This is a genomic window from Paenibacillus sp. NPDC058367, from assembly GCF_042723305.1.
GTDB lineage: Bacteria > Bacillota > Bacilli > Paenibacillales > Paenibacillaceae > Paenibacillus_AQ.
Map to the genome: position 1 here is coordinate 177,373 of NZ_JBHXIZ010000001.1, position 26,570 is coordinate 203,942.

Genomic DNA, 26,570 nt, shown 5'->3' on the forward strand with positions numbered 1-26,570 from the left:
ACACCTCCACGATATTATTGATGATGTTTACGAAGTCGGTTGTAATATAGCCAAGTCCGACTAACATATGATCCAAACATTAGAATTAAGATGGCGTACAAGATCATATTTATGATCTGCAATCGATCCAGGTTAGAATAAGTCGATAATCTTACATTTAAACCAATGATATACATATATAAAATAGTGAGGGGTAAGAACATAGCAGAATACGTTAAAGCTATACGTCTAGCTAGTTTCAACTGATTTAACTTATCGCTGTATATTTGCGGTTTGGCTTTACCTGGTACATATTCTTGGCCCCATAAAACCCATTTCTGACTCCATGAACTCGAATGATACAGGCATATCCAGCCAGAATCCGTATGAATGTTGAAGTAATTGGTATCAGCAGTATTTTGTAAGTCCGCACAATAACACATCTTACGAGGCTTCCCTTTTTTAAAATAAAAGGCAGTTCCTGTTTTGCCAACGCTGTACAGATTATATCCCTTTTCTTCCATTCCCTCTAGCCACTCTTCAAGCCGATCCGGCGAATACATCCATCCAATCTTCCACTTCAAAACAAGTTGACCTGAACTTTTCAAACGCTTCTCTTCATTCTTACTTAGCCTGTCTTTCAGAGGGGATGTCCCCTGACCATTTTGCTTGTTTGGTTGTATGAATTCCCCTGTTAATCTTTGGTTCGTCTTGTTTAATGTGATCAGCGAATATACGGTGAAAATGCATAAGATAATGCTAAGCCCTAATGCAGTAGCGGGAATAAAACCATAAGGTCCGTTGAAGACATTAAAATGACCAGACTTGGAAACACTCAATGCTATCGTACTTATTAAAATTACATTGAGTAATGCAACCATTAAATAAATCAATATCCCCATAAAAATATACATGATCTTCTTGTTATGCTTTACGATTCCCTCTCGATCAGGGAGAGCTCTAATCTGTTCTAAAGGCAGCCGATTCATCGTCACAACCCATTTGCCGCTCTGTAACACCTTCGTCCATCCGAAATTTAATAGCCCCTTAGAGAGGGATTGGTTGGGAACTTTATCGAATACGATTCGATAGTTTGCTGCTTTCGGTTCGCCCTGCTGAAAGTAAAAATATCTATTTAAACGGTTGATTCGGATAAGTTCGTAGCCTTTTTGGGCCATAGAAGCTAACCATTCTTCAGTTTTCTGAACATCATAACTCCAAAGGGGTCTAAATATTTTGATAATCATCTATGTCACCTCCATATTTTGTAGCATTCTCATGTAGCTCTTTAAGTCTATTAATCTCCGTAGCAAGAATTAGCATCCCTATGTCTGTTCTTTCATAAACTGTTTTTCTCTCCTCATCAGCAAAAACAGTAATCATCCCATCTTTTTGCATCTTCGTTAACGTGCCATAAACTGTACCTGAACCTAACAAAAGACGTGCTTTCGTGATTTTCTCCACATGCTTCACTATTCCATATCCATGACGTGGTTCATCTAAGGATAAAAGAATATAGAATGCTGTTTCAGTCATGGGTACGTATTTCTTCAATACTTTCTCAGGGTTCAACATGCCCAGCTCCCTTTATTTATACGTCGCATTTAAATATGTCTTAACGTGACTATATCACGTCGTGACATAGTCTACAATATTAATGCTCGAAAAAAATAAAAAAAGTGTGTAGAATCGCTTCATCAGCCATTCTACACACTCTACATTTAACTGCTCCAACCTGCCTAACGAATATCTTTTACACGAATATTACTTCCTAACAGACTCGAATCACTACTTAATCGGAATGACGGGTAATTCTCATCTGCTTCAAGTCGCATTTGTTCATCAAATAAAGACTCCTGTTGCCGGTCAACAAAAAAAGTAAAAGGCTCTTTCTGAACTTCAATATCTGTAGCATGAGGTTCACTAATGACCTGAATTACGATCACGCCATTACAACCACAGCCCTCTGTATCGAAGAATAATTTAAAATATCCTGGTCGTTCACCAAGGCTTTTTTCTAACTTTTCAATAGTGTGGGAGTTCAATTGTATGAACATAGGATGATCTACTCCGTATTTATAATTGAGCTATTACTTTCCCAAAGTATAATTTGCTTTTCTTCCATCCTCGTGTGACTGCCATCACTTCTATTTTGACAGACATGCGACTGAGGGGAAGGCTAAACCGCCTTCTGCGTCTCCCGTTCACCACCTAGCTTAAACACGAGAATACCTCCAACAATAACAATCACTCCGACCAACTGCTTCCAAGTAAAAGGAACCTTCTCTAAACCTAACCAGCCTAGTGAATCCCAGAGCAGTGCGAACCCAAGCTGAGAGATTAATACGATCGAAATCGCATACGTAGGGCCCAATCGCTTAGTTCCTTGCACAAGGCATATTACTACCCCAACCCCGATCAAACCACTGATCCAATACCAAGGCTCCATATTTCTCAAAGTAAATATACGGTTTCCTTCAACGATAAGACTCATGATAAATGAAGCTAGGAATCCCATCCCTAACACTAAAGTTGTCGTGGCCCAAGATCCAACCTTTTCATTAACTTTTGTATTAAATATATTTTGCAGACTCACTAGTGATCCCGCGATAAGCGCTAATATCAAACCAATAATCATAACTTAACTCCTCCATTTATCGACTTTACGCAAGGCCATTAGAATTTCAGTATCACTACGCCAACGATCATCAACCCGATGCCGATGAACTGCGGCAGTCTCATTTTTCTCTTTTCCATTCCAAACCAGCCTTTAATATCAATTAAGAACGTCAGACATAGCTGAGCAATCAACAATGAGGATATCGTAAACGTAACACCAATTTGCTGAATGGCCGTTACTTCACTGAAAATAATAACAGCCGCAAAAGCGCCACCGATCAAATATAAGGGTTTTACTTGCTTAAAGCCTCCCCTTTTCCCATCTCTAACGAACAAAAGAATGAGAAAGGACATGATGAACCCTGTTAATTGTGTAATTGTAGCCGCCTGCCAAGTCCCGATATCTTGACTAATTCGAGCATTTGACACGCCCTGTAGCGTAATACAAGCCCCCGCTAAAAATGCAAATATAATTCCTCTCATTTCTCTCTCTCCTCAACTTCGATCTCTTCCATATTAAATAGCATATCGGGGGTTTAAAAAAGGACATCTGTCCTTAATGAGAAGAAACGTTGCTAACGCCCAACAATGACCTTTGGCTCATAGAAATAAAAAGACCGTCTCAAGCCAACTTGCTGGCTTAAAACGGACTTCAAATGCTGTATATGGTTGATTATGAGAGCAAATTCTTCTCATACAATTGATCAAAAATAATTTGGGTAACAACCGACACGCGATCCCGATCCTTATAGCTTAACCAAGATAATTCCTCGATTTCGGACGCTGGCGTTAATGTCCCTTCATAATCCGCAATATAACAGGTCATTTTGACTGTAACACCCTCTGCTTTCCCATGAGCTTCTGCCTCAAACGTTCCAAAATAAGAGACAGTCTCTTTCTTGATCTGAACAGAAATCTCTTCCTCGATTTCGCGCACGAGTGTCTCTTCGTCTGTTTCTCCGGGTTCTCTTTTTCCTCCAGGTAAATAATACATATCTTTCCCTTTGGAACGCGCACATAAGACTTGTCCATTCTCGATATGAATCCAGGCGATTTTATCAATAATTGTAGTCATATTGTTCTCCCCATGCCTTTTTTTCAACAATTATATCATACAGCTGAACGTATACATTTATGCAACGTCAGCTTTAGATTTTTGAACGCGAAGCTTAGATTGAGGAAGGTGATGAAGCAAATAGTATACAGCAACTGAGATAAGCGTCACCAACCCTGCAACTTCGTACATCATACGGTAATCTGTATAAGAAGCAACTACACCCATAATATAAGAACCCGCTCCATACCCCAAATCAAATAACAAGAAAAAGGTTCCATTGGCGCTTCCTCTACGTTCTTTATCGGCTAATTTAAGTGCAAGCGTCTGAAAGCATGGCATAAGTGCGCCATACCCAACCCCCATGATGATGCCTGAGAACATCAGCATGAATCCGGATTTAGCTTGACTTAAGCTAAGCAGACCTACAGCGAAGATCAGAATTCCGGGATAAATGAGAATATGTTCATTATATTTATCGAATACTTTACCGATTAGCGGTCGAAACAGCACAATCATAATCGCAAAGGCCACAAAAAAATAACCTGTAAGCTGTGATTGGTTAATTTCTTTTGTAAAAGAAGCGATAAAACCAGATAAAGAACTATAGGAGAACGCAAGCGTAAATCCAACAAGCGAGATGGGCAGTGCTTTGGGTTCAATGACGTCACTCCAGCGAAGACCCTTTCGGATCTTCACAGGTTCCTTAACGGCTTCTTTAACCGTATCCTTCTCTTCTTTGGGCATACGAACGCCTAATGTGAATAACAGCGAAAGCGCAGCAATCACACATACACCTAACAGCAATACATGAATGTTCTCATCTTTCCATAGAAAAAGACCCAAAGCTGGTCCAATGACCATCGCAATGCTCATAAACATACTGAAATAACCGATACCTTCTCCTTGGCGTGAGAAAGGGATTAACGTGGAAGCTATTGTACTTGTCGCTGTCGAGGCAACCGCATAACTCATACCGTGAATGAAACGAATCACCAGAAACAATACAATTCCATTAGCTCCGAAGTATCCTATACAGGCGAGTAGAAATAAGACTAGCCCAATAACCGCCATTTTCTTTTTACCGAATTTATCAACCCATTGTCCTGAAAAAGGACGGATCAATACACCTCCGAGGACATAGATGGTAATGGCTAACCCCATTTGCTGCTGATTCCCGTGCAAGCTTTCCTTCACGTATAACGGGAATGCAGTCGCCAGAATGTAAAAGGTCAGAAACATAAAAAAACTACTCAAACAAACAACAATAAAATTCCGGGTCCATATCTTCTCTCTAATCACAGCAGACTCTCTCCATCCTACCTAAATCTTTTTATATGTTACAATAGTATAGGACCGAAAATTAATTAAGTAAAATACATATTATATGATGGATATATCACATTAGAGTTATGAATAAAGAGAGGTCAATGTTATGGAATTCCTTCAGCTTCAATATTTCCGTGTAGTTGCTCGTCTTGAGCACATGACTAATGCCGCCAAAGAATTAAATGTATCTCAACCCTCACTTAGCAATTCCATCCAACGTTTAGAGAAAACCTTAGGTGTTCCCTTATTCGAACGCCAAGGCAGAAATTTAAAATTGAACGAATTCGGAAAAACATATCTTCGTCGTGTGGAGCAAGCATTTCTGGAACTGGATGAAGGTCAGCATGAGCTCACGGATATGGCTGGACTTGAACATGGAGTAATATCTATAGCAGTAACACTACCGTATGTATTGCCAACTTTACTAAAAGAGTTTCTTACCCTTCACCCGCACGTTCGGATCATTCAGCGTCAGCTTGGCTCAGCATTAGAAATGAGAAACGATCTGGAGAGTGCGGTGATTGATTTTTGCATATCTTCGACACCTGTCACCGGACCAGACATCGAATGGTTTACCTTAGCAGAAGAGGAATTATGTTTAAGTGTGCCTAAGAATCATCGTTTTGCCAATCGCGAAAGTATTTCTTTGATTGAAGCTGCTGGTGAGAATTTCATTTCTTTGTCTTCTAGATCTAATTTCCGTGAAATTACAGATGCATTTTGCCGTCAAGCTGGATTTGAACCGCTAATTGCTTTCGAACTCGAAGAAGTAAGTGCCGTTCAAACCTTAGTTGAGATGGGGCTGGGTATCACCTTTACTCTCCCTTTAGCCTTAAGCAGGAGAAGTAAAAACACAGAAATCGTTCAATTGAAAATAACCGATCCGTTTTGTCAGCGCACTTTTGGCATCGCTTGGAGCAGAAAACACTTTTTATCACAAGCGGCTATACAATTTCAAAAATTTGTTGTGGATTTTTTTAGTAAACCTCATGAGTATAGTTAAGGAGAATATGCCATCTTATATCAACCGCAATCACATCTAATAAGCTACTTATACCAAGAGGATTGTAAAACGTACATGTTTGCATAAATCCCATTGTGATGTACTAAATCTTGATGGTCTCCTACTTCAGCAATTTCTCCATGATACATAACATAGATCGTATCAACATTCTTCGCCCAACCCAAGCGATGTGAAATAAAAATAGCTGCTTTATCTTGGCAGATTTCTAATAATTTCGAATAGATCTCCATCTCGGCATTCGGGTCAATTGCAGAAGTAGGTTCATCGAATACTATAAGTTCCGCATCATTGTATAACGCGCGCGCAATCGCCAGCTTTTGCCATTGTCCCCCTGATAGCTGCCTGCTTCCTTCTACTATTTGCCCCAAATTCACATCTAATCCGCCTAATTCATGGAGCAAATCTATCAGCTCACATTGTTCTAGAACCCTTAGTATTTTAGCATCATCTGAAGGTGTATTCGCATCGCCCAATAGGATGTTTTCTCTTAGTGTCAGTTCAAACTTCACAGCATTCTGAAATACAACGGACACCTTACCGTGAGGTTCTAAATGATCCTTCCAGCAAATCGTTCCGGAGCTTGGTCTATATTGACCTAATAACATTTTAATCAACGTAGATTTCCCTGCTCCATTTTCCCCGACGATCGCTATTTTCTCACCCGGCTTTATGGTCATATTGATGTTAGATAAGACATTCTTGTTCGATTTGGCGTATTTAAAATAGACATTTGAAACGGTAATTGGGAGCATAGAATCAGTCGAATTATTTATGTTATTTTTGCGAAAATCCCTGTTCTTATATGTAAGTACTTCATTTAAGTCATATAATTTGCTACTGCTGATGTAAAGCTTGCTTAACGGCCAGGTCAAACTCATAATTTTACCACCACTCGATAACAGCGCCAGAAACAACACCGAAATTGTTCCAATTGTAACTGTATTAGACTCCCCCATTTTGTTTAACAGGTACACTAGAACTACAAAGATAGCACTCGTCTGGACCATAGCCACGACCATCCCTGTTTTGATCTCGAATTTTCTGGCGCTAAATCTTTTAATATGCTGCTTCTTCATAATCATTGCCCAGAGATTTGTAAAATAAGAGATGGAGTTATAAATTCGCATTTCTCGAATCGCATTAGGGTCTTCCAAAGTGTTAGCAACATAGTCTCCCATTCTTCCATCGAAGGTGAGTTCTCTTCCTGTTCTTCTCACTTTAATTTCCGTAAATAATCGAATGGTTAAGGTAGTCACGATCATTAGTGTTACTACGAATGTGACCAAAAAATAACCACTTGTCGCAGACAACCAGATGATGCTTATTAGTCCTGAAATAATTCCTACACTCGATACCAAAAAACCTGTAATCCCCTCTAAATCTTCTCCAACTACCTTTTTAGCTCTTTGCAGTTTATTTCCAAACTCTTCATCATCAAAATCCTCAAAATCAACCCGGTTTGCAATATCTATCAATTCGGATTGAAAAGCGAGGGTTAGTTCCGCATTCATTCGATTCTTCATTATGTTGGTTATGCTTAATGAACAAGCTTGTACGCCATGAATCACAACAAACCATAGAATAGGGAGCAGCGTCATAACACCGCGAGCCACACCGTTAATGATATTCACTTGGACAGCGTAAGAATAAAAAGTTAATAAACCACTGATTATAGGGACTATGTTAGTAATTGTTGATATCATCGGACTTTTTCTAAACATTCTCACGAGTATCATTACAAGATTAGTGATGTCAGACTTCAGCATGGATTTCTCCTTTCTTATACATATAAAGAGGACTGGCGATTAAACATCTTTTTGTATTTACCATCCACCCTCATTAATTCTTCATGCGTTCCACTTTCCACGATTTCTCCATGCTCAAACAGAAAAATTCTATCGACGAATTTGGACATATACAGCCGGTGAGTCACAATAATGGAGGTCCGCTGCTCTCCTAATTTCATAAAGGTATCGAACGCCTGTTGTTCCGCATAAGGATCCAGGGCAGCAGTCGGCTCATCAAAAATCATAAGAGCGCCGTCATTGAGATAGGCTCGAGCAATCGCCAGTCTTTGCCATTGTCCCCCAGACAAATCTATCCCTCCAAACTGTGGACCTACTAAAGTATCCAATTGAACACCATAATTATCGGCTTCTGCTTTTTTCATCGCGGCTAATAATCTTGAATCGTCATGAATAGTAGCCATATTACCTAATGCAATGTTTTCTCTAATTGGTCTTTGTAACTTAATGAAATCCTGAAAAACAACTCTGGTATCCTGTGTCACGTTATGCGCTAAGACTTCATTCTCACCTTTAAACCACTGGATGTTTCCAGCTGTTGCAGGATACAGCCCTAAGATCAACTTAACAAGCGTAGATTTACCCGAGCCATTCTCACCTACAAAAGCAATTCGTTCACCTGGATGAATAGTCATGTTTACATTACTCAGGGTATTCTTAGCGTTGATAGGATATCTAAAAAACAGCTGATGAACTTGGACCTTCATCGGATCGGTGTTCCTATTGGAATTCACCTCCTGATCTCTAAGCACCTGCTCTTCCAAATCTAAATAAGACGTATAATCCTCGTACCGTAAACGACTCTTCACTAAGTCAGCGTAAACTCTTGTTAATGCAGGAATAACGATAAATAATTGACTGGATATCTGAAGTAATAACACAAAAAGCCCAGCACTCTGTCTGCTACTTCCGATCGTAATCGCTAGAATGGCAATCGTAGTCCCATTTAATAAGATCATGATTAAGCTTTGGGAGAAGTTGAGGGTTTCAGAATAAATAACCTTACGGTGCATTTGTTTGAAGTTATTCGTAAAGCTCTCTTTCATTGAGGAAAACAAAAAGGAGGACATTCTGTACATTCTTACTTCCGGAATGGAATTTCTGTTTATCAACAAATCGACTAAATAGTTGATCATTCGCACAGAGGAGGTTTGATTCGCTGAAATGGACTCTACTTTCTGTGACATTCGCTTCATAAGATAAAGCTGTAGAATCTGCACCCCTAAAATAATCAAAGCCAGAATATAGAAGCCATAAACAGATAAGACAACCATTAACACAACTAATGTTATTAGGTGAACTGTCACACCTGTCCATTGGTCTAACAGATCAATCAAGGAAAGTCGTTTTGCTTTTTCTCTTTTAGTTTTTGTAGCGGGGGCCTCAATAAGTGCCGTAGATAATTTGGAAGTCTTTTCCAAAATTCTATGTTCCAGTTCATATATACTGGTGGATGTTAAATTGGTGATAGCAATGGCTCGAAGAGAACTATTAAGGCCCGCGAGATATAACATTACCATAAGCAAACTTACTAATAACAAGATATGTTGGTAGGTGTTAGGATTGAAGTTCTGAATGAGGTCAACCACATATTTCGTTGTGAATAATTCTGCAAAAAGGATTGGGGCACTCAGTAAGTTAGTGATAAAATATAAAAGTGAGTTTCTTCTGTCTTTCACATATAATAGTTTTACAACATAGAGAAAGTCAGGCAGGCAGCATCTCTCCTTATAAGTGTATTCCATTCTGTAAACACTTTCATTGTTTAGACGTGGAAACCGATTATAACGTTTAATGTTTATAATTGGAAGAGGTAATTTTCGAAATGACCAAATGAACAGGAGTGTACATTCATGAAACTTCAATTTAACTTATTCCCGGGCGGATTGCCCAAGGCGCTCACCATGAGCTATGATGACGGACAGAAACACGATATTCGCTTGGCGGAGATTTTTGATCAATATGGGATTAAAGGTACTTTCCATTTAAATAGCGCAATGATAAACACACCCGGATTCTTATCATCTGCTGATGTTAAACATTCGCTCAGAAACCATGAGGTATCTGCCCATTCCGTTACCCATCCACATCTAGAGCGTCTACCTTTACCTATGGTAATCGAAGAGCTGTTTGAAGACCGTAAGCGACTAGAGAAACTAGTGGATTATCCGGTACGAGGCATGTCCTATCCATACGGTACATACTCTCAGGAAATCATTGCTCCTCTACAGTCTGTTGGGATTGAATACAGCCGAACTGTCCATTCTACCAAACAGTTTGATATGCCTTTGAATTTCATGGAGTGGCATCCAACATGTCATCATATAGAAGATCTGCATCACGTATGGGAGCGATTTACAACGGAAGGGCCATCCCAAAAACTGAGACTCTGTTATGTTTGGGGTCATAGTTATGAATTTGCACAGCAGAACAATTGGGAGCTTATCGAATCCTTTTGCCAACAAGCAGGTGGACATTCGGATATTTGGTACGCTACCAATATAGAGATTTATGATTATGTTGATGCGCTATATTCACTGAAGATGAGTGCTGACAAAACGGTCATCCGTAACAACTCAGCTATTGATGTTTGGGTATCCGTAAATGATCAACCTGTTCATATTAAAGGTGGAAGTACGATGATGATGAAATAATCCAAAATGCAAAAAAGAGCGATTTTAAGCATCGCTCTCTTTTTGCTTATTACATAAAAGTGATTGAAATTATTTGGATTGAAGTGTAAATGTCACTGTTTTTGCTTTTTCCTCAAGGATTGGAGTATAGGTGAATGTCATTACATTCCCTTTGCGACTCTTCAACACTAACATTCTGGTCAATACATATGGATCTCTGCCATCATTTACTCTATCCCATTCCTTACGATCCTCACTAGTAATTAGTTTTTCATAGAGATTGATGATTTTACCGGTGTTGCTATAAACTAAATATAAGTGTGTCGTATCTAATAAACGAACGAGCACAACGTCTTCCGCAGCATACTCCACTATGAAATCTCCGGTTGCTCCTGTTAACTTTTCCATCTCAAATAACTTGCCCAAACCGCCATCCTTAGTAATATATTGAACGTTCTTCCCATCGGTCATATACACCTGAGTGGAAGGCACTTGTGGTGCATGGATATAAGCCGAGTTATTGTAATGATAGTCCATTTGCTTGAGAATAGTGCCCGCTTTGACCAATACTTGATAACTGCTATTAAAATCGGTGAACATGGCATAATGATTGTCCGTTAACTGGAGTAAGTCCGTACCATTGCCCATTTTTTCAATCTCAAAAGCGTAGTTGTACGCAGATTCCTTAAAAGGTAGTCGACCAATAATTACTGGTTTCCCAGTTTCCGTTGCACGGTAATACAAATCGCCGTTTTTTTGAGATATCCAATAGGATCTTCCATCTACAGAAGCAGAAACCAATCTAGCTTCATCTATAATTTGGATAACCCCATCCGTTTTATTAAGCCCCGCTTTACCTCCAAGTACACTGACCGCTGAGACCAATGGAACGTACACCGAGCCTTTTATAATACGTGGGGATTTTGTTAAAGTCACCACGGCCTCATTCACTTTTGACTTTACAGTACCAGCCGTGAAGTTAACCTCACGCTCAGGACGAACCAGTTTGGCCGTTTTGGATGGTTGATCCCAAGATAATGTATACCCCATAGCATCTGCGAGTGATTTCAGGGGTACAAAAGTTATATTCTCCGTGATCACCTGTTTACTGCTGATTCCGATTTCTTTATAGTTGAATTGAATTTGGTTTTCTGCTTGGGCTGATACCGATCCATACCCCGTACTTAAAATCAAAACAGTCAAGATTCCTAGCGTTACCTTCCATTTGTTCATTTCTTTTCGTCTCCCTTGACTCTATAGTCATATGTAATTAGACGACAGAATTTGGAAAAAGTTTCTTGTTTCCGTTTTACGTATAAAAAAGACCTGATCCACGGTAGACTACCGCAGTCAGGTCTTCTGTCTTTTATAAAGTAATCTTAACTTCTAGCAAACTCATAAAACGCCAAAGCGTCTCCCCATGTCGGAAATCCTGCTTGCGCTAGTTTATCACTGCCTCCGCCTTTTCCATTGTAGGTACTAAGATGCTCTTTGAAAAAAGCTCCACAGGAGATCTCCGCGCTGCCATTCTGTGCAAATACAACCTTATTCTCAGCAGAACTAGCCAATAAAACCGGAACATCGCATTTCGCGGTAAGCTTGTTAGCTAAACTTTGTAAATCTTTCAGCGATTTATCCTCGAACACTTTTGCGATCAGCTTTCCTTCTTGCTGTGCTAAAAGCTCCTGTACGACATAATCATCATTCTTCTCTTTAAGTAGGGTAATTTCAGCTTGCAGCTGCTTTTGTTCATTCTCCCATTTTTCAATGCGATCGATAATTTCATCTTTTCCCGTATTGAATTTGGAAGATAGTGCTCCAACAATTTGCAGACTGCTATTAAACTCCTCCAAAGCACGGTATCCACATTTAAAATAGATTCGCGTATTGCCTTTTTGTTTCTCCGCTTTCAGAAGCTTAATTATACCAATCTCACCTGTTGAAGATACATGCGTACCACCGCAAGCGTTATATTCAACATCTTTAATTTCTACAATCCGGATGTTTTCCGTCACTTTAGGTTGTTTGACCAATTTAAGCTGTGAAGCCTCTTCCCCTGTTACAAAATAGCTCAGGATACTATGGTTCTGGTAAATCTGCCGATTAACCTCCCACTCTATGGAATGAAGTTGTTTAGGCGACAGTTCTGACGCTTCTATATCAATGGTGCAATAATCCTCACCCAAGTGAAAGCTTAGAGTCATAAACTGGTACAAATTGAGACAGATGGCTGAGAGCAAGTGTTGTCCACTATGCTGCTGCATATGATCAAATCTTCTCTTCCAATCGATTTGACAAGTGACGGATAAATCATCAGGCAGACGTTCCAGCTTATGCAAGACAAGATCTTCCTCACTAATTACATCAAGTACCGGAATATCCCCAATAGTCCCTAAATCACAAGGTTGTCCACCGCCATGCGGATAAAAAGCGGTCTCCTCCAAAACAACATAGAGTCCATCTTCTCGTTCTATGGTTTCAGTAATACAGGTCTCCCAGTCAGTAAGGTATGTAGAATTGTAGTACAGTTTGTTGGTCATATATGTATCCCTCTCTTTTATACGTTTTCGGCACATTAAGCTTATAGTATCATATCGGATTTCTAAGACAAACTGCACAATGAAAAACGCCTTGCGGCGCTTTTGGAAGGAATTCACTCTGTTGTTCTACTTTCAGTTGTCTTCTACCTTGTACATCAGTAATCCTGTACTCTCATCCAAGAATTCCGCTGTCATACTCTAGAACCATTACCCCTGTTCAAGGAAAATAATGCCCTAGCCGAGCAAGCGCTTCACAGTGTCATTTGGACTTTATGGCACCACCGTAGACATGGTTTGAATTTCCACAACGTGGTTCGCGAGCCAAGGACCCACCTGTGGGGGTATGGTTGGTTTAGTGCGAATGATATTGAACTGCTCTTATTAATCAGGACGAGTGGGATCAATTATGGAATAGTGATGATTATCTATGTAAGCATCAAAAGCATCTATGCCTTCATATAAAATTATACGCGATTCTTTTGGGGTAATTGGTACTACCCACAAGACATTAATTATTTCTTCACCTATTTTTATTTGTTCTAAATCCTCACTTTCTCCTCTTAGTTCATCAATCAAAAGGGCTTTTGTAGTCCAATTTTCTGGTATGAGTGCGCTCTCAGTCATTACTCGTGGTACTTCCGAAGATTGGATATGTTCAATATTATGGGCAATTATGTCACAGAAATATGAGAATATGCGATCAATGTTTTCTTGTCCCAAATCGGGTTTTAAAGCTATCATCCATTCATTCTCAATAGGTTTTCCAGTTTTCCGAATGGAATTAGATAGGCCGACTGTTGCGAATCTTGCAGGATTATTAACGTCAATTGATGGAAAATAATATAACTCAATATATACGCCAATCTCCGGTTTTGTCATTATGACTCTATATTCTGGCATAGACCATTCTTTAATATATAAATTGAGAATAATTGTTCTCCTAATGTCGAATTCCAGAATGATCCCTCGGCATGACTCTTTATTGATTTGCACATCCATCACCTTTTTTCAATATTGGTTTTTTGGTTTAGAATTTGGGCTGGTATCATTGTCCTCCTTCATCGTTCGCGGCCTGCCATTTCAGTAATTGAAAGGGCAAATCTCTCCAATTAAGAAGTTATTAATCTCTTTTCGATGAATGGTGCTTCATGACTGCTTCTTGAGCTTTAAGGACAATATCATCTACTTCGGAAAGCTGACGCTCAATAGAGGCTAGAGCCTTTAGTAAAAATAAGCCAAGACTTTCATCCCCTAAGGATAATTCCAATTCGGCGAAACATTCGATGTCTTGGAGTTTTTCTATATTTTTTTTGCTATTGATTTTTTTAGGGTATTCGATGTATTTATAGAGGGTTAAGACTGCTTCTTCCCCCTTGGTTTTAAAGTTGTGAACAGTTCCTTTGAATAGGGTGTCTTTGAATCCTTCCTTAAGCCTACTTTGTTCATTCAAGGCATCCAGATGAAAGGTTGCTAAATATTTTTCGTTTCTTACGGCATGATCATTAATGCTGTAGGATACATTCTCTTCGTCAAGAATCTTTATTATTTCATCAATTGACTTGAACTTCAGTCTTGCAAATCTCGCCGGAGAAAATTGCTTGCGCAAAGAATCTTCATTATTTGAAAGGTATGCCTTAAAAGAAATTTCAGCATTTCCTTCCAGGAGTTCTTTGAAATAAACAAGATGCCTTTCATCTACCATATCTGCCTCCTGCAACTCTTGAGCTTTTGGGTATATTATAATTACGCGTTATTTTTTTGACTCAGGATCAGGATTGGAGATCATATTGAAAAATGTGGCCCAGAGATAGTGTATGATGCCAGAGAACTGATATTTTGAAGCGATTAATCCAGATCTCTAGCCCAGCTAACTAACTCTTCATCGTCGAAGTTATATGGATATTCGTAAATATTAGAGTAATAGTACTCCGATTCTAATAAATCTCTAATTATATTGAAAACCTTATTGGTGGCATGAAATCCATTCCTGATGGGCGCGGTGAAGGCAAGCGAGCCATTATGAAATCCATCTAAAGAACCGGAAAGCTCTCGTTTGACTATAGATTCAGCTGTCTCTATCTTTTCTTTAATAAGCTCCTCTTTGTAAATTTGAATGCAGAAATTTCCACCATGTTTTATTAATTCAAATTCTCCATTGGGATGGAGTTTTATTGTATCTCCTTTCGCAAGCCCTAGAGCCAGCCCAGGAGATGCACATAATTTGAATATTTTATCGCTTATGCATTCTGCAGGAAGCTCTTCAAAGACTGCTTCCTCTGAATTTATGCCGGCAAAAACATTAATTAAGGTTAATTTATGTTCCATACGAATACTCCTCAAAACTGTCTTTTTAATGTATGAGATTTGAGATTACATCCTTCATGTATCCGCTATCGCTTGTAATTCAACGGGTCGATAATAAAGGAGGGTCCTCTTTTTTTTGAAAAGGGTTACTTCAAGATGCTTTCAAGGCGGCAATGTCATGTACCTTGTTAATAATTGGGGCGTTGCTGGCCCTGCTTTCTCAAATCTAGGAAAGATATTCAAGAAATCATAGCAGGTACTAAAACGCCTCGTCAAGTGCTGGAAGCGGTAGACAAGTCTTCGACGCCGGATATACTCGGATAACGAGATTCCGGTAATGAACGGAAACCCAACAAATCCGATGTATAGTAACATTGAGCTTTACTGCCAGTATGTAGATTGAGAATCACCAAGGATTGTGCAAGTAATTCAACAAAAGAAAAGTTCAAGTGGTATCTCTGCTTGAACTTTAAATGGTTATATTGAGGTGAATCTGGCGTTAAATCAATTCTTTCTCACTATTTCGTAACTCTACTTTCCGCTGTACCAAACCAAATACGCTATACGCATTTTACCAATAAAGCGAACGAATAAAATACTTATTTTCGGAGCGAGGCATTATATAGGTGAGTGTATACAAACCATGTAATGCTTGCTGTTAATAATGCCGACGAAATCAAAGCTGTAAGAATACTATATGTTTGCCAAATAAGTATCGTTGGCCAATCTAATGCACAGCACATTATACATAGGGCAATCGTAGCAATCAGCAAAATAGCTGTTACGATTATTCGCTTTTTTGTAATTGGCTGCCGCTCATTCGTTTTCCTTCTGCGTAATCCTAAGATAAAGAACAGAACAGCCAATAGGCAAAGAATAATTGTGATAGACGATAAAATGATGTCCAAAAGCTGTGTGCCGCTTATTTCATATGACTGCGTTAGATTGCCGTCTAATATATCTTTAACTTTTAGTACCATGCTTCTATTGATATTTGCGCCGTTGGTCAGCAAGCAGACGGCTGTTCGTTCATTTGGCAGTATGATCACTTCGGTTCCAAAATTGGGATTTCCCCCGGGGTGCTCTATAATCGTTTGGTTGGCGTTTACCGTCCAGCCCGCCGCATAGTACATTTCGTTGACAGCCGGAACAGACATATCGCCCTGATGTGACTTTTCGATAACCGTATGGAATATTTCGGGTATGTCCTGCACAATACCCATCTGTATGCCCATCCAACGCGCCATATCTTTTGTACAAGAAATGATGTAGCCTGCGGGTTTATTCCCGGAATAATCCGGTGCGTTATATGGAGTTGTCATAAAAAAGGAAGAACGGTAGCCCTGCGCCAACTGTCCGGTGGCTTGAGCATCTTCTTTATAAACATACGTCTGGTGAAGACCTAACGGCTGAAATACCTGTTCGCTCATAAAGTCTTCATAGCTTTGTCCCGACACAATCTCAATAACCAAACCCAATACGTCATAATTAACGGTTCCATAGCTATACTGTTCACCGGGAGGGAACGCCAACTCAGCATCTACCAGCATTTCCACAGTCTTTTGCAGCAAATCTGGTGTATTACCTTGTGGAATATTTTGAGAATGCCTACTATTTGTTAGGCCGCTAGTATGGTGAAGAAAGTTATTGAGTGTAAGGCTTTGCATATCAACAGGTTCGCCTTGATATTTTAACGTAAACCAAGGTAAATATTTTTGGACAGTGTCAGTCATTGACAGCAGCCCTTGCTCCTCCAACAGCAGAATACCCATGCCGGTAAAAGCTTTACTGACCGAGGCCAACTCATATAGTGTATTTTCACTTGCAGACAATCCACTTTCACGGTCTGCATACCCGGAAGAATAGTAGAACACTTCATCATCAGCAAGTATTGAGATTGACATTCCCGGCACACCTGATATGCGATGGGCATCATCCAACAACGCCTGTATTGCCACAGATTGCGTATCTGACAACGACGCATAACTTTGTGTTGCGAATCCTGAGAATAATATAAGTATTGATAATACAAAAACAATAGTCTTTTTCATAAACTCTCCATTTCGAAAAAATATAAACAACGGAGACTAACCAATATGGCTAGTCTCCTTTCTTTTTTAAAAATTTCGCCCTATTATGAGAAAGCTCAATGTAGGCAAGTTTCATTAATCATTCCATGTTACCTGCCATCTATATGACTGAAGTTTAAAGTATTTATTAAACTCCGCGACTACGGACTTTGCGTTCTCTTTCGATATTGCATGAAATATAGTTATATCGACTATATTACAGTCTGAAATTTCCTCCAACCCTTTAAGTCTTGATGCATCTACTCCAATCTGCTTTAGACTCATACAATTTTTGAGTATTGTTAAATCTCCGACCGGATAAGTGAATTGCTTTAATTTCTTCAATTCTCCTATAACCTCTATATGTGATTCATCTATTGCACAGCTATCCGTCTCAAAAAACGTTAGATTCTTTAAACCTTTTAAGAATGATAAATGTGGTATAGTCACTTGTTTGAGCTCTAGTTTTATTAACTTACTAAGGTTTGAAATATAAAGCAGGTCGCCAACCTCCATTTCTTCTAAACTTAGTTCCTTCAAATTTTTTATAGTTCCTATTAATTCCATATCAATTGAGTTCATTCTATATAGTCTCAAACTCTTTAATTTCTTTATATCTTTCAGTTTATGTATATCTTTTAATGGAAGTCCTATTAATGTTAGCTGCCTTAGCCCATCTAAAGAAACTAAGTACTCCAAATCAGACTCTTTAAAGGCTTCTGATCCTATCACAAGTTCTGCTAAAGAAGGCAACCGTTTAAGTACATCGAAATTAGTAATTTCATCCGCATGTATGATAAGTTCTTTAAGATTAACCATATGGGTTAAAATATCCAAAGATATTGCTCCGTATTTTTGAGCTTGATCAGCTCTAATAAATACCATTCTCTTTTTTTTCAATGTTTTTGAAGATACAAAACCACTCTCAACATCGTCTTTAAAATACTCTTCCCAAAATCCACTTACAGGGATAAGGCTGTTCTCTTCGATATCCATTTTAGTCAAAGCCAAAATATCATCCAACAAACTTCCACTTTCACGGGATAATATGATTACATCATCTTCTTCACGAATACCAATACTACTATTTCTGAGGCTCGAATCGATAAATTCAAAGAAATGTCCCAAACTTTCCGCAATAACATATGAAAAACTAGAATTGTGATCTATCGTTATAATTTGCCCATAAACGCCCTTTTCTCCGGGGTCTAAATCAATTGCCAAATATGAGCCTCCACCATCTTCGGCAAAAGGAATCCAACCTTCTCTGTAGTTCCCATCTTTTATTATATCTGGTTTGCTGGATATAATATCGTATGCTGATTCCAAAAGGGACTTCCAGTTGCTTACTATCGATTCAATGTTCATCCAACCAAGACCAGCCATAACGCCAAAAATCTGCTCTCCTTCTCCATTAGAATTCATGTATAACTTTCTAAAATCTTCTGGAAATTTGCAGTTCATCATGCTCTCAAAAAGGTTTAATTCTGATTCCTCAACTGCTGGATTCAGTAATTCCTCTACATTTGGTATATGCGATTTTAATGTCTCGATAAGTAAACACTCTTCTTTTTCATTAACTAATGACATATAGTGGCCCCCATTTCTACAGAATCATAATAGTTTCAGTAAACATCCTTGGTTGATCATCAATCATTTTGTTATGAATCATCTTCAACAGTTCCATCAATAATTAATTCTATCTTACATATGGAGCATCTATTTCCTGATTTAGCAATACCGTATCATGAATTTGTAAATATTGTTGTATTAAGTCATATAAAAAAACTAAGAGTCATCTTAGGGGTTAAACCCTATTTATTATACGTTTTCCCGCGTTTGAACTTCAACTATCCTGCCCGTTTGCTGAATAAAGGCAGCCGATCACATTGACTGACCGGCTGCCTTATCGTGTTTATTGAGCTATCGTTACCCATCAGATCAATAAGAAAGAAAAACAGTATCCTCCTAATGTGACAGGAAAAAGCTTTACTTTGATCGTTGATACAAGGATCAGAAGGTTCAGAAGTTCAACGAATTAACAAGCACAAGTAACGTCTTTTAAATTTCGTATAGCAATAGCATTGAGTCGGAGCGCTTCTACGATTGAATCTCTTACTGCTAACAATTCAAATCTTTCGCGACTGCCAATAGGCAATCTGCAAAGCAATGCTTCAATTCTTTTAAGGCTTTCCTTCAGAACCACTCTTTGCTTACGCAAAGCATTCAAAGCTCTTTGAATTCTTCTCTTCTCTGCAGCAGTCATAAACTACCACCTCTTTTCGATTGTGATAGTATATGAGATGCGACAGAGCTCCTATCTGCTTGTACATTCCGGAAGGTAAATGAATGATTTTACTGCTTTTTGCTAGCTTCCATGATAGGAACGGACCAATCTACATTGGTGTACAATCGGTTGACTATCGTGCGTATTAATTGAAGCTGATCAGGGATCGTAGTAAGGCCAATTGCACGGAACTCAAAAAAATTCTTTTTGTTATTTGACTGCGATTCAACGATTACGATATAACCATCTTTCCATCCGGACCCATCAGTAGAATAAGCTCCTCGTCCTGAGAGAGGATACTCTTTACCCTCAAGATCCTTAAATATCCACTCACTGTTCATAAATTCATTTCTCAATCTTCCGCTAAAATGTAATGAACCTTCCTTCGTTGATCCATTGGTATCAGGCGGTGATTCCACAGTAAAATCATTTAACATCAGCTCATCTCCATCAAATGCAAAGGGGATCGGATGCTCCTTCAACTCGGATGGCTCAAACTGTACCATCGAACCATCCTTTTCTAGAATGAAATACCCATCGAACACAAAAGTATACGGCGTATCCTGAGGCAAATATTTAAACGTATAGCTCCAATGCATAAGTCCAGGTTTATCACCGGGGGTCGAAGATCGTGACATTACACTATCCTTACTCGGCAATTTCCTCGCATTAACACTGTGAATCTCTTCACCCGCGCTATCCTCAAAATGGAACTTCACCCCTTGCTGCTTCCATAATTCACCTGGAGAACGGTTTAGCGCCTCATCACTCAACTCCGTATCAAATTCAAAACGAACACCTTGTACCATATGAGTTAATTTTTTCAAGGTGACTGTTATACCATCCGGAGAAGTGTAGCTACCCGTTAGGGGAGTTGAGGTTGTTTGTTCATTCGCTTTTGTCATATCCATCGAAAAACTAAAGTTCCAATCGCCTTGAAGTGCAGGAATATTTCTGTCCTTGCTTCCCAACTCAGTAATATGACCTTCGACTGTAATTTGATCGGTTTGCAGTGGCTCCGAGAAATTAGCGATCATATAGTAAAAATCGTTGGTAAATCCAATATCGTATAATTCTCCTACGATCTTTCCTTGATCATCTTTAACTTCAATCTTATTTCCTTCACCAAAACCCAAGCGATGTCTGTCATGCTTTCCATCCGGTCCGAACAACTGTAGAGCGACAATCACACGAGTAGGATCCGCTACAGCTTCATCTATTTTTATCGTATAGCCTTTATCCTTCACCTTAATATTAGGATGTTCTACTAACCCAAATTCTTGTGCACGTAGAAGGCCAATGTCCACATTATCTTTTACAAAAAGAGAACGTAAAGTCTCTGCCAATGTGGGCACAGAATATAAAATCACGGCACTCAGAACAACAAGTAACAAAGCCGCTCCCATGGCTATTCTTAGTGACTTAAGTATCTTCGGATTCTTTCGCTTCCTGTCAGGTACCGTTACTTTCTCTAGTTCTACGAATTCTATTGAAGCCATAACTTGAGCAGTAAAAGAATCTGGCAGCTTCTCTTCAAACAACGCTTGCGACCACTCCTCTTGTTCTTCTAATAGTGTATGATAGATTAAATTGCAATGGGCACAAGCAGCGATATGATCAACATTTTCAAATGGTCGGGAGGTGGGTGTACTTAGGATGTATTGCTCGATCTCAAATGGACTTAAGCACTTCATCGCTCTTCACCTCCTGGTGTGTCATGATATGTTTCAATCGTTGTTTTGCACGATAAAGGTCATTTTGGATTTTACTTAAAGGGACCTCTAAGAGCGTACACATTTCTTCATAGCTTAAATCATTGGTATAACGAAGCAGCAAAGTCGTACGATAATTAGGTGGTAGCTTCTGCATTAACTGATGCAGCTCTGTGCGATGCTCCGATCGAATGAATTCTTCTTCTGGATTATCTGAAAGAGATAGTTCAGCAAGATCGTCTGGTAAGCTCGCAATAGGACGAGTTTTTTTCCACAAATCCTTCAGTAAATTAGTCGCGATGGTATACAGCCAAGCCGCAAAGTTTTTATCCAAATCATGTGAGGCTAGCTTACGATAAGCTTTTATAAAAGTCTCCTGAGTGATGTCTTGCGCGTCTTGGTGATCGGCCCCCATTCCTCTCAATAGGCCATAGATTTTATTCTTATATCGATTCACAAGATACGAATAGTCTTCCTTATGCCCATCCAGAACGTTTAGGATCCATTGCCTTTCTTCCTCTTTTTCAACTTTCGGTACATGTCCCTTCACCCTTAAGCCTCCTTGAAGCACGATACTCTATAGACGATCCCTAACAAAAAAACTCTCACTTTATACAAAAAAAGTAGATCTTCAATTGTATTGAAGACCCACTCTGTTATCTAACCTCGAACATGCCCCATCTGCAGCCAAATAGGCTCACCCCAGTGCTAGTGATACAAGTCTACTCCAATATATAAGCTCTTCATCCTGACCGTAAGCCCCAATACATTGAAATCCTAAAGGCATGTTATGAATAGTGGCTGAAGGAATGCTCACAGTTGGCGCTCCTGCGTATGACCAAATGGCCGTCATTCCAGCCCATCCTGTCCGTGTTCCCCACAATGGAGCAGTTCCTGCTTGAGCGGGCGAGACCCAAATATCAATCCCCTCTGTCTTTTGAACATCCAGTAGATCATATCTCAATTTGATTTGTCCTCTACGATATCGCTCCAGTTCTTCCTCTTTGATGGTTTGACCTGATTCAATACCAGTACGCATCGCCGAACCATAGTAATCTTTATATTTTTCAAATCGTACGGCATGCACTTGAGCCATTTCCCCTTGTACTAATCTCAACATTGCATCCCCATAGATGAAACTATCTTCCCATGGCATCTTAACCGTTTTTATGATGAAGCCCGCCTCTTCCAACTTCTTAATCTGGCTCCAAAAAGTATGTTTAGCGTCCTCTTCCAATAAAGTCATGAATACCCCTTCTGGAATACCAAGCACTGGTTTACGGTTAGATTCGAAAGGCCTCCATTCCGAGATGAGTTCTGAAGAGATCCGCTCCATGCTAACCATATCCTGTGTGAAAAATCCCATCGTATCAAATGAAGGGGACATCAACTGAACACCATCCAAAGGGATACGTCCATAGCTTGGCTTAAATCCAACAACACCACAGAAAGAAGCAGGTGCCATAACAGAACGCAAACTTTGTGTGCCTATCGCAAATGGACACATACCCGTGGCAACTGCCGCTGCAGACCCTGCACTAGAGCCGCCTGGTGTATGATCCAAATGATGAGGATTACGAGTTGGGAGATGCCCGGCATATGCGAACTCTTCGGTCACCGTTTTGCCTGTGAACCATACTCCTTTTTGCCGCAGCTTTTTAATAAAACTACCTTCTGAACGCGTTAATTCCTGTGGAGGAAGATTTGAACCGGCACGAGTGGGCAAGCCGTCTATATGAATTAGATCCTTAACTCCTACTGGAACTCCGTATAATGATGGTTTTGGGAGCTCATGATAGGTTTGTCTTAGCAGCGCTACTTCACTCATGATTCTATCTGTTCTTTTCTCTTCCGATACAAAAGCATGGATGTAAGGCTCCAACTTATCATAACGATCTAAATGCTGATTAAGGAATAGCTCGAGTGATGAGTCAATTGGCTCTAATCCTTGGAACTGTGTTAAAGAAGATGTATGGATATACATACCTAACCCCTCCACAATTTACCGAACTAAGATCCCTTGGACTATGATTGTATTTTTTTGGAATAACTTCATGTTAATCGTAGTCCTTTGCTAAGGCAAGAAGTTTAATCATTGCATACAAGGCGCACATAATCACTGTAATACCAGCGAGTAAAAGAATTGTCTCCACTTGGATACTATCAGCTAGCGGACCAAACAGCACCATCCCGAGTGGCAAAGCACATGAATTCGTTACTTGAACAAGACTAAATATCCTACCTTGCATATCCGGATCCACATTCTGCTGCAACAACACTGTCAAAGGAGCGTTAAAGCAAGGCATCGTTATACCAATCAACAAGTTAAACAATAGGTACATTGCAAACATAGGAGCGACGCCAAGTCCAACCATCAGCAAACCGTAGAGAACACATGCTAGAATGTTGGTATGCATACGAGACTTAAAGCCGCCCCAAGATGCGATCAGAGTCCCCCCAACTAACGCCCCAGCACTAAAAGTCATCTCACTTGCGGTCAATCTCCATACTTCTGGACCAAAGGATCGACTCACCATTAGAGGGGTTAAGAAGGCGGCTGGACTAATCAGTATCATTACGACAAATAAATAGATTAGTAATTGCTTAATAAAAGCATGATCCTTTAGATACTTAAATCCTTCCTTAATGTCTTGTACATTCGATTTCTGACCATCCTCCACTTTAGCGTGAGCTGGAATAACGATTATACACATCATACCGATCCCTATGATTGCAGTGATCACATCGATAAAAAAGGCAGTTTCAATGGTACTAATCGACAGGATCACACCACCTGCAGCTGGAGCCAGAAACATCATCAAGGATGAAATACTGCTGTTTACTCCGTTTACCTTCATAAGCTGATCTTTTGGAACAATTTGAGGTATAAGTGCGTTCACAGCAGGAACCTGTATGCCCGTACCTGCTGCTCGGATCAGCAAAATTAAATATAGCAACCAAATATTGTGATAACCCAACAAAAACATCAAAGCGAGAATAAGTGTAGCGATCGCAATCATACCGTCTGCTAGCATGATCATTTTTTTACGACTATAACGGTCGATCCATACCCCAGCAAACAGCGAGATGGCCATCTGCGGGAGAAATCCACAGACGGTTGATATCGTCATCATCACCCCTGAGGTAGTTGTTAGAGTGATATACCAAATAATCGCATATTGAACAAGCGAAGATCCAAATAAAGATATGGTTTGAGCCGTTAGAAATAGGGTTATTTTTCTTTTCCAATGGTCATTCATGGTTTGCATTAGTACTTAACTCCTTTATTGCTGGTTTCATCTCCTATGTTGAGCACACGATCAACCCATCCCTTATAAAATTGTTCTTCATGAGAAACAAGTATCACAGTTCCACTAAATTGGATTAGAGCTTTCTGTAAAGCATCTTTCGTTTCAGCATCTAAGTGATTGGTCGGCTCATCCATAATTAGAAAGTTATATTCTGAAAGCAGTAATAGGCACAGCTTAACTTTAGATTGCTCCCCGCCGCTGAGTGTACGTATTGACTGTGTTACAAGGTTATCTTTAACAACACACTGCGCTAGATAGCGACGTATTTCCTTTACTGTCAGTTTGGGATTATAAGCTGAAATCACCTGAATAGGTGTCATTGTATCGTCTTCCCAAGTTAAATCTTGCTCGAAATAACCCACTTTAACTTGTTCTGCGAACTGAAACCTGCCGGTAATCCCTTGGATCTCTCCAACCAATGTCTTTAGCAATGTTGATTTCCCGATTCCGTTGAACCCCGTAATCACGAGCTTTTGTCCACCGCGAATGGAGAACTTCAATTTAGGCAACAAAGGCTTATCGTAACCTACGACTAAGTGATCCACTTTAAGGACTACTTGTGACATGCACGGAAGCTCCTTAAAGCGAATAGACGCTTTGGAGACAAATGTCGGAGCAGCGATTCGTTCCATTCTATCCAGCTGTTTTTGGCGACCACGGGCAATTTTGGAATTAACACCTGCACCGTTTTTTCGAATGAATTGCTCAGTGGTTTCGATTTTTTTCTGCTGTGCATGATATTGCCGGATATGACTCTCTCGTAAATGTTCCTTCTGCTTCACAAAATCCGAGTATTTCCCGTGGTATTTTTTAATCGTTTCGCCCTCAATATCGCAAATACTAGTGGATATTTTATCGAGAAAGGCATAGTTGTGAGACACTACAATGAACGCTTGATTGAATGCAATCAGATACTCAGCGAGCCAGTTAACATGTTCCTTATCCAGATAATTGGTTGGTTCATCGAGTAATAACACATCAGGTTGTTCAAGTAAAAGCTTGGCCAGAATGACTTTCGTCCGTTGCCCCCCGCTTAACTGCTCGATGGGACGGTCGATTCCAATCGCGTTGATTCCTAGGCCGGTAACCATCTTACTGATGTTGCTCTCCATTGAATAATAGTCTAGCGCTTCTAATCGTTCCTGGTAGTCTGCTGCCTTTTGTAATAACGTTTCGTTGCCAGTTACAGCGCACTCTTCATAGAGCTCATTTATTTTTCGTTCTAGTTCATATAATTCTGAGAAAGCCTGTCTTAAATAATTATGAACCGTACGGTTTCCATCCATGACAGCATATTGATCGAGATGACCGATTGTAATATTGGGCTGCCACTTTATCATTCCAACATCCGGGATCACTTCGCCTGTCAAAATGCTAATAAACGTACTTTTCCCCGTTCCATTCTGGCCAACCACACCGACATGCTCACCCTTGTATAATTCCATAGAAACATTCTTGTATAGAACCTTATCGCCAAAAGCATGTGATAAATTAGAAACCTCAAGTAAACTCATTTCCTATTCCTCTTTTCTAAAATTAATTAAGAACGCAAAAAAAGCAGAAGACACTGCACCCTTAGGTGCAAGCCTTCTGCTTGTCAGTACACGAATGAACGGCACAAACATATAAATGTCAGTGTAGAAACTGAGCAATATAACACAAAAGGCTGTAGACGAAAATTGTCTACAGCCTCTTAATCATTAACATCGGAAGATGGCGCAATCAAATAAGCATGAATAATCACACTAAAATGACCTAGCTATCTTTCGATGATATAAAAAGCGATTCGCTTTTCGATTAAGCTCCGGACAACGTTTCATCGTTTGTATCCGATTGTTCGGAGCAGCCTCTGGTATATAACTTTACAGTTTCTACATGAATCATGTTAAACCATCCCCTCGTTT

Annotated in this window: 24 protein-coding genes; 2 read left to right on the forward strand and 22 right to left on the reverse strand. The window is 39.6% G+C overall.

The genetic code is table 11. The features are described 5' to 3' along the window. Positions 1–14 precede the first annotated feature (14 nt). The 7 genes from ACFWMP_RS00660 to ACFWMP_RS00690 form a co-directional block, all read right to left on the reverse strand. A complete protein-coding gene (locus ACFWMP_RS00660) occupies positions 15–1,226 on the reverse strand; it encodes a DUF2812 domain-containing protein (protein ID WP_379421672.1) in 1,212 nt (403 codons plus the stop codon). Continuing rightward, a complete protein-coding gene (locus ACFWMP_RS00665) occupies positions 1,207–1,554 on the reverse strand; it encodes a PadR family transcriptional regulator (protein ID WP_371916540.1) in 348 nt (115 codons plus the stop codon). Before ACFWMP_RS00665 ends, ACFWMP_RS00660 begins: the two co-directional genes overlap by 20 nt. A 164-nt stretch (positions 1,555–1,718) precedes the next feature. Next, entirely contained in the window at positions 1,719–2,036 is a 318-nt protein-coding gene (locus ACFWMP_RS00670; protein WP_339271137.1) for an iron-sulfur cluster biosynthesis family protein, read from the reverse strand. A gap of 122 nt (positions 2,037–2,158) precedes the next feature. Further along, a complete protein-coding gene (locus ACFWMP_RS00675; protein ID WP_042187996.1) occupies positions 2,159–2,617 on the reverse strand; it encodes a DMT family transporter in 459 nt (152 codons plus the stop codon). A gap of 38 nt (positions 2,618–2,655) precedes the next feature. Further along, on the reverse strand, positions 2,656–3,081 hold the full coding sequence (locus tag ACFWMP_RS00680) for a DMT family transporter (RefSeq protein WP_076285787.1): 426 nt from the start codon (positions 3,079–3,081) through the stop codon (positions 2,656–2,658). A 190-nt stretch (positions 3,082–3,271) separates the two neighbouring features. Next, on the reverse strand, positions 3,272–3,673 hold the full coding sequence (locus ACFWMP_RS00685; RefSeq protein WP_076298984.1) for an NUDIX hydrolase: 402 nt from the start codon (positions 3,671–3,673) through the stop codon (positions 3,272–3,274). 57 nt (positions 3,674–3,730) lie between these two features. Continuing rightward, the gene (locus tag ACFWMP_RS00690) at positions 3,731–4,909 is read right to left on the reverse strand and encodes an MFS transporter (protein ID WP_379421673.1); all 1,179 of its coding nucleotides are present in this window, start codon (positions 4,907–4,909) and stop codon (positions 3,731–3,733) included. Between the two features lie 178 nt (positions 4,910–5,087). On the opposite strand from ACFWMP_RS00690, the gene ACFWMP_RS00695 reads away from it, so the two are divergent. Next, the gene (locus tag ACFWMP_RS00695; protein WP_042187990.1) at positions 5,088–5,984 is read left to right on the forward strand and encodes a LysR family transcriptional regulator; all 897 of its coding nucleotides are present in this window, start codon (positions 5,088–5,090) and stop codon (positions 5,982–5,984) included. A 44-nt stretch (positions 5,985–6,028) separates the two neighbouring features. Here ACFWMP_RS00695 and ACFWMP_RS00700 read toward each other — a convergent pair whose 3' ends face one another. Next, positions 6,029–7,636: an ATP-binding cassette domain-containing protein gene (locus ACFWMP_RS00700; protein ID WP_379421674.1), complete on the reverse strand. Its 1,608-nt coding sequence runs from the start codon at positions 7,634–7,636 to the stop codon at positions 6,029–6,031. A 149-nt stretch (positions 7,637–7,785) separates the two neighbouring features. Continuing rightward, positions 7,786–9,330 carry an ATP-binding cassette domain-containing protein gene (locus ACFWMP_RS00705; protein ID WP_379421675.1) on the reverse strand — a complete coding sequence of 515 codons (1,545 nt, stop codon included), beginning with the start codon at positions 9,328–9,330 and terminating at the stop codon, positions 7,786–7,788. Between the two features lie 333 nt (positions 9,331–9,663). Between ACFWMP_RS00705 and ACFWMP_RS00710 the strand changes: the two genes are divergently transcribed. Continuing rightward, positions 9,664–10,464: a polysaccharide deacetylase family protein gene (locus ACFWMP_RS00710; RefSeq protein WP_379421676.1), complete on the forward strand. Its 801-nt coding sequence runs from the start codon at positions 9,664–9,666 to the stop codon at positions 10,462–10,464. A gap of 69 nt (positions 10,465–10,533) precedes the next feature. Here the strand turns inward: ACFWMP_RS00710 and ACFWMP_RS00715 are convergent, their stop codons facing one another. The 13 genes from ACFWMP_RS00715 to ACFWMP_RS00775 all read right to left on the reverse strand — a co-directional run bounded on the left by ACFWMP_RS00715 (position 10,534) and on the right by ACFWMP_RS00775 (position 26,180). Next, positions 10,534–11,676 (reverse strand): copper amine oxidase N-terminal domain-containing protein, encoded by a 1,143-nt coding sequence (locus ACFWMP_RS00715; protein WP_379421677.1) that lies wholly within the window; start codon positions 11,674–11,676, stop codon positions 10,534–10,536. 146 nt (positions 11,677–11,822) lie between these two features. Beyond that, complete coding sequence (locus ACFWMP_RS00720; RefSeq protein ID WP_042187982.1) at positions 11,823–12,983, reverse strand: alanyl-tRNA editing protein; 1,161 nt, start codon at positions 12,981–12,983, stop codon at positions 11,823–11,825. A 381-nt stretch (positions 12,984–13,364) separates the two neighbouring features. After that, a complete protein-coding gene (locus ACFWMP_RS00725) occupies positions 13,365–13,862 on the reverse strand; it encodes a suppressor of fused domain protein (protein WP_379421678.1) in 498 nt (165 codons plus the stop codon). A gap of 241 nt (positions 13,863–14,103) precedes the next feature. Then, positions 14,104–14,685 (reverse strand): hypothetical protein, encoded by a 582-nt coding sequence (locus tag ACFWMP_RS00730; protein ID WP_379421679.1) that lies wholly within the window; start codon positions 14,683–14,685, stop codon positions 14,104–14,106. A gap of 143 nt (positions 14,686–14,828) precedes the next feature. Next, positions 14,829–15,308 (reverse strand): DUF4265 domain-containing protein, encoded by a 480-nt coding sequence (locus tag ACFWMP_RS00735; protein ID WP_339247977.1) that lies wholly within the window; start codon positions 15,306–15,308, stop codon positions 14,829–14,831. Between the two features lie 578 nt (positions 15,309–15,886). Beyond that, on the reverse strand, positions 15,887–17,338 hold the full coding sequence (locus ACFWMP_RS00740; protein WP_379421680.1) for a serine hydrolase domain-containing protein: 1,452 nt from the start codon (positions 17,336–17,338) through the stop codon (positions 15,887–15,889). A 114-nt stretch (positions 17,339–17,452) separates the two neighbouring features. Continuing rightward, positions 17,453–18,946 carry an SMI1/KNR4 family protein gene (locus ACFWMP_RS00745; RefSeq protein ID WP_379421681.1) on the reverse strand — a complete coding sequence of 498 codons (1,494 nt, stop codon included), beginning with the start codon at positions 18,944–18,946 and terminating at the stop codon, positions 17,453–17,455. 448 nt (positions 18,947–19,394) lie between these two features. Further along, positions 19,395–19,622 (reverse strand): hypothetical protein, encoded by a 228-nt coding sequence (locus tag ACFWMP_RS00750; protein ID WP_042187971.1) that lies wholly within the window; start codon positions 19,620–19,622, stop codon positions 19,395–19,397. Positions 19,623–19,711: 89 nt separating this feature from the next. Beyond that, positions 19,712–21,337, reverse strand: a complete 1,626-nt coding sequence (locus ACFWMP_RS00755) for a DUF4179 domain-containing protein (RefSeq protein ID WP_379421682.1) — start codon at positions 21,335–21,337, stop codon at positions 19,712–19,714. Further along, positions 21,315–21,905 (reverse strand): RNA polymerase sigma factor, encoded by a 591-nt coding sequence (locus tag ACFWMP_RS00760; protein ID WP_379421683.1) that lies wholly within the window; start codon positions 21,903–21,905, stop codon positions 21,315–21,317. The genes ACFWMP_RS00755 and ACFWMP_RS00760 overlap by 23 nt, the downstream gene beginning before the upstream one ends. Before the next feature lie 147 nt (positions 21,906–22,052). Next, complete coding sequence (locus tag ACFWMP_RS00765) at positions 22,053–23,339, reverse strand: amidase (protein ID WP_379421684.1); 1,287 nt, start codon at positions 23,337–23,339, stop codon at positions 22,053–22,055. 73 nt (positions 23,340–23,412) lie between these two features. Continuing rightward, complete coding sequence (locus ACFWMP_RS00770; RefSeq protein ID WP_379423459.1) at positions 23,413–24,615, reverse strand: MFS transporter; 1,203 nt, start codon at positions 24,613–24,615, stop codon at positions 23,413–23,415. Positions 24,616–24,623: 8 nt separating this feature from the next. Beyond that, on the reverse strand, positions 24,624–26,180 hold the full coding sequence (locus tag ACFWMP_RS00775; protein ID WP_042187966.1) for an ABC-F family ATP-binding cassette domain-containing protein: 1,557 nt from the start codon (positions 26,178–26,180) through the stop codon (positions 24,624–24,626). Between the last annotated feature and the right edge of the window lie 390 nt (positions 26,181–26,570).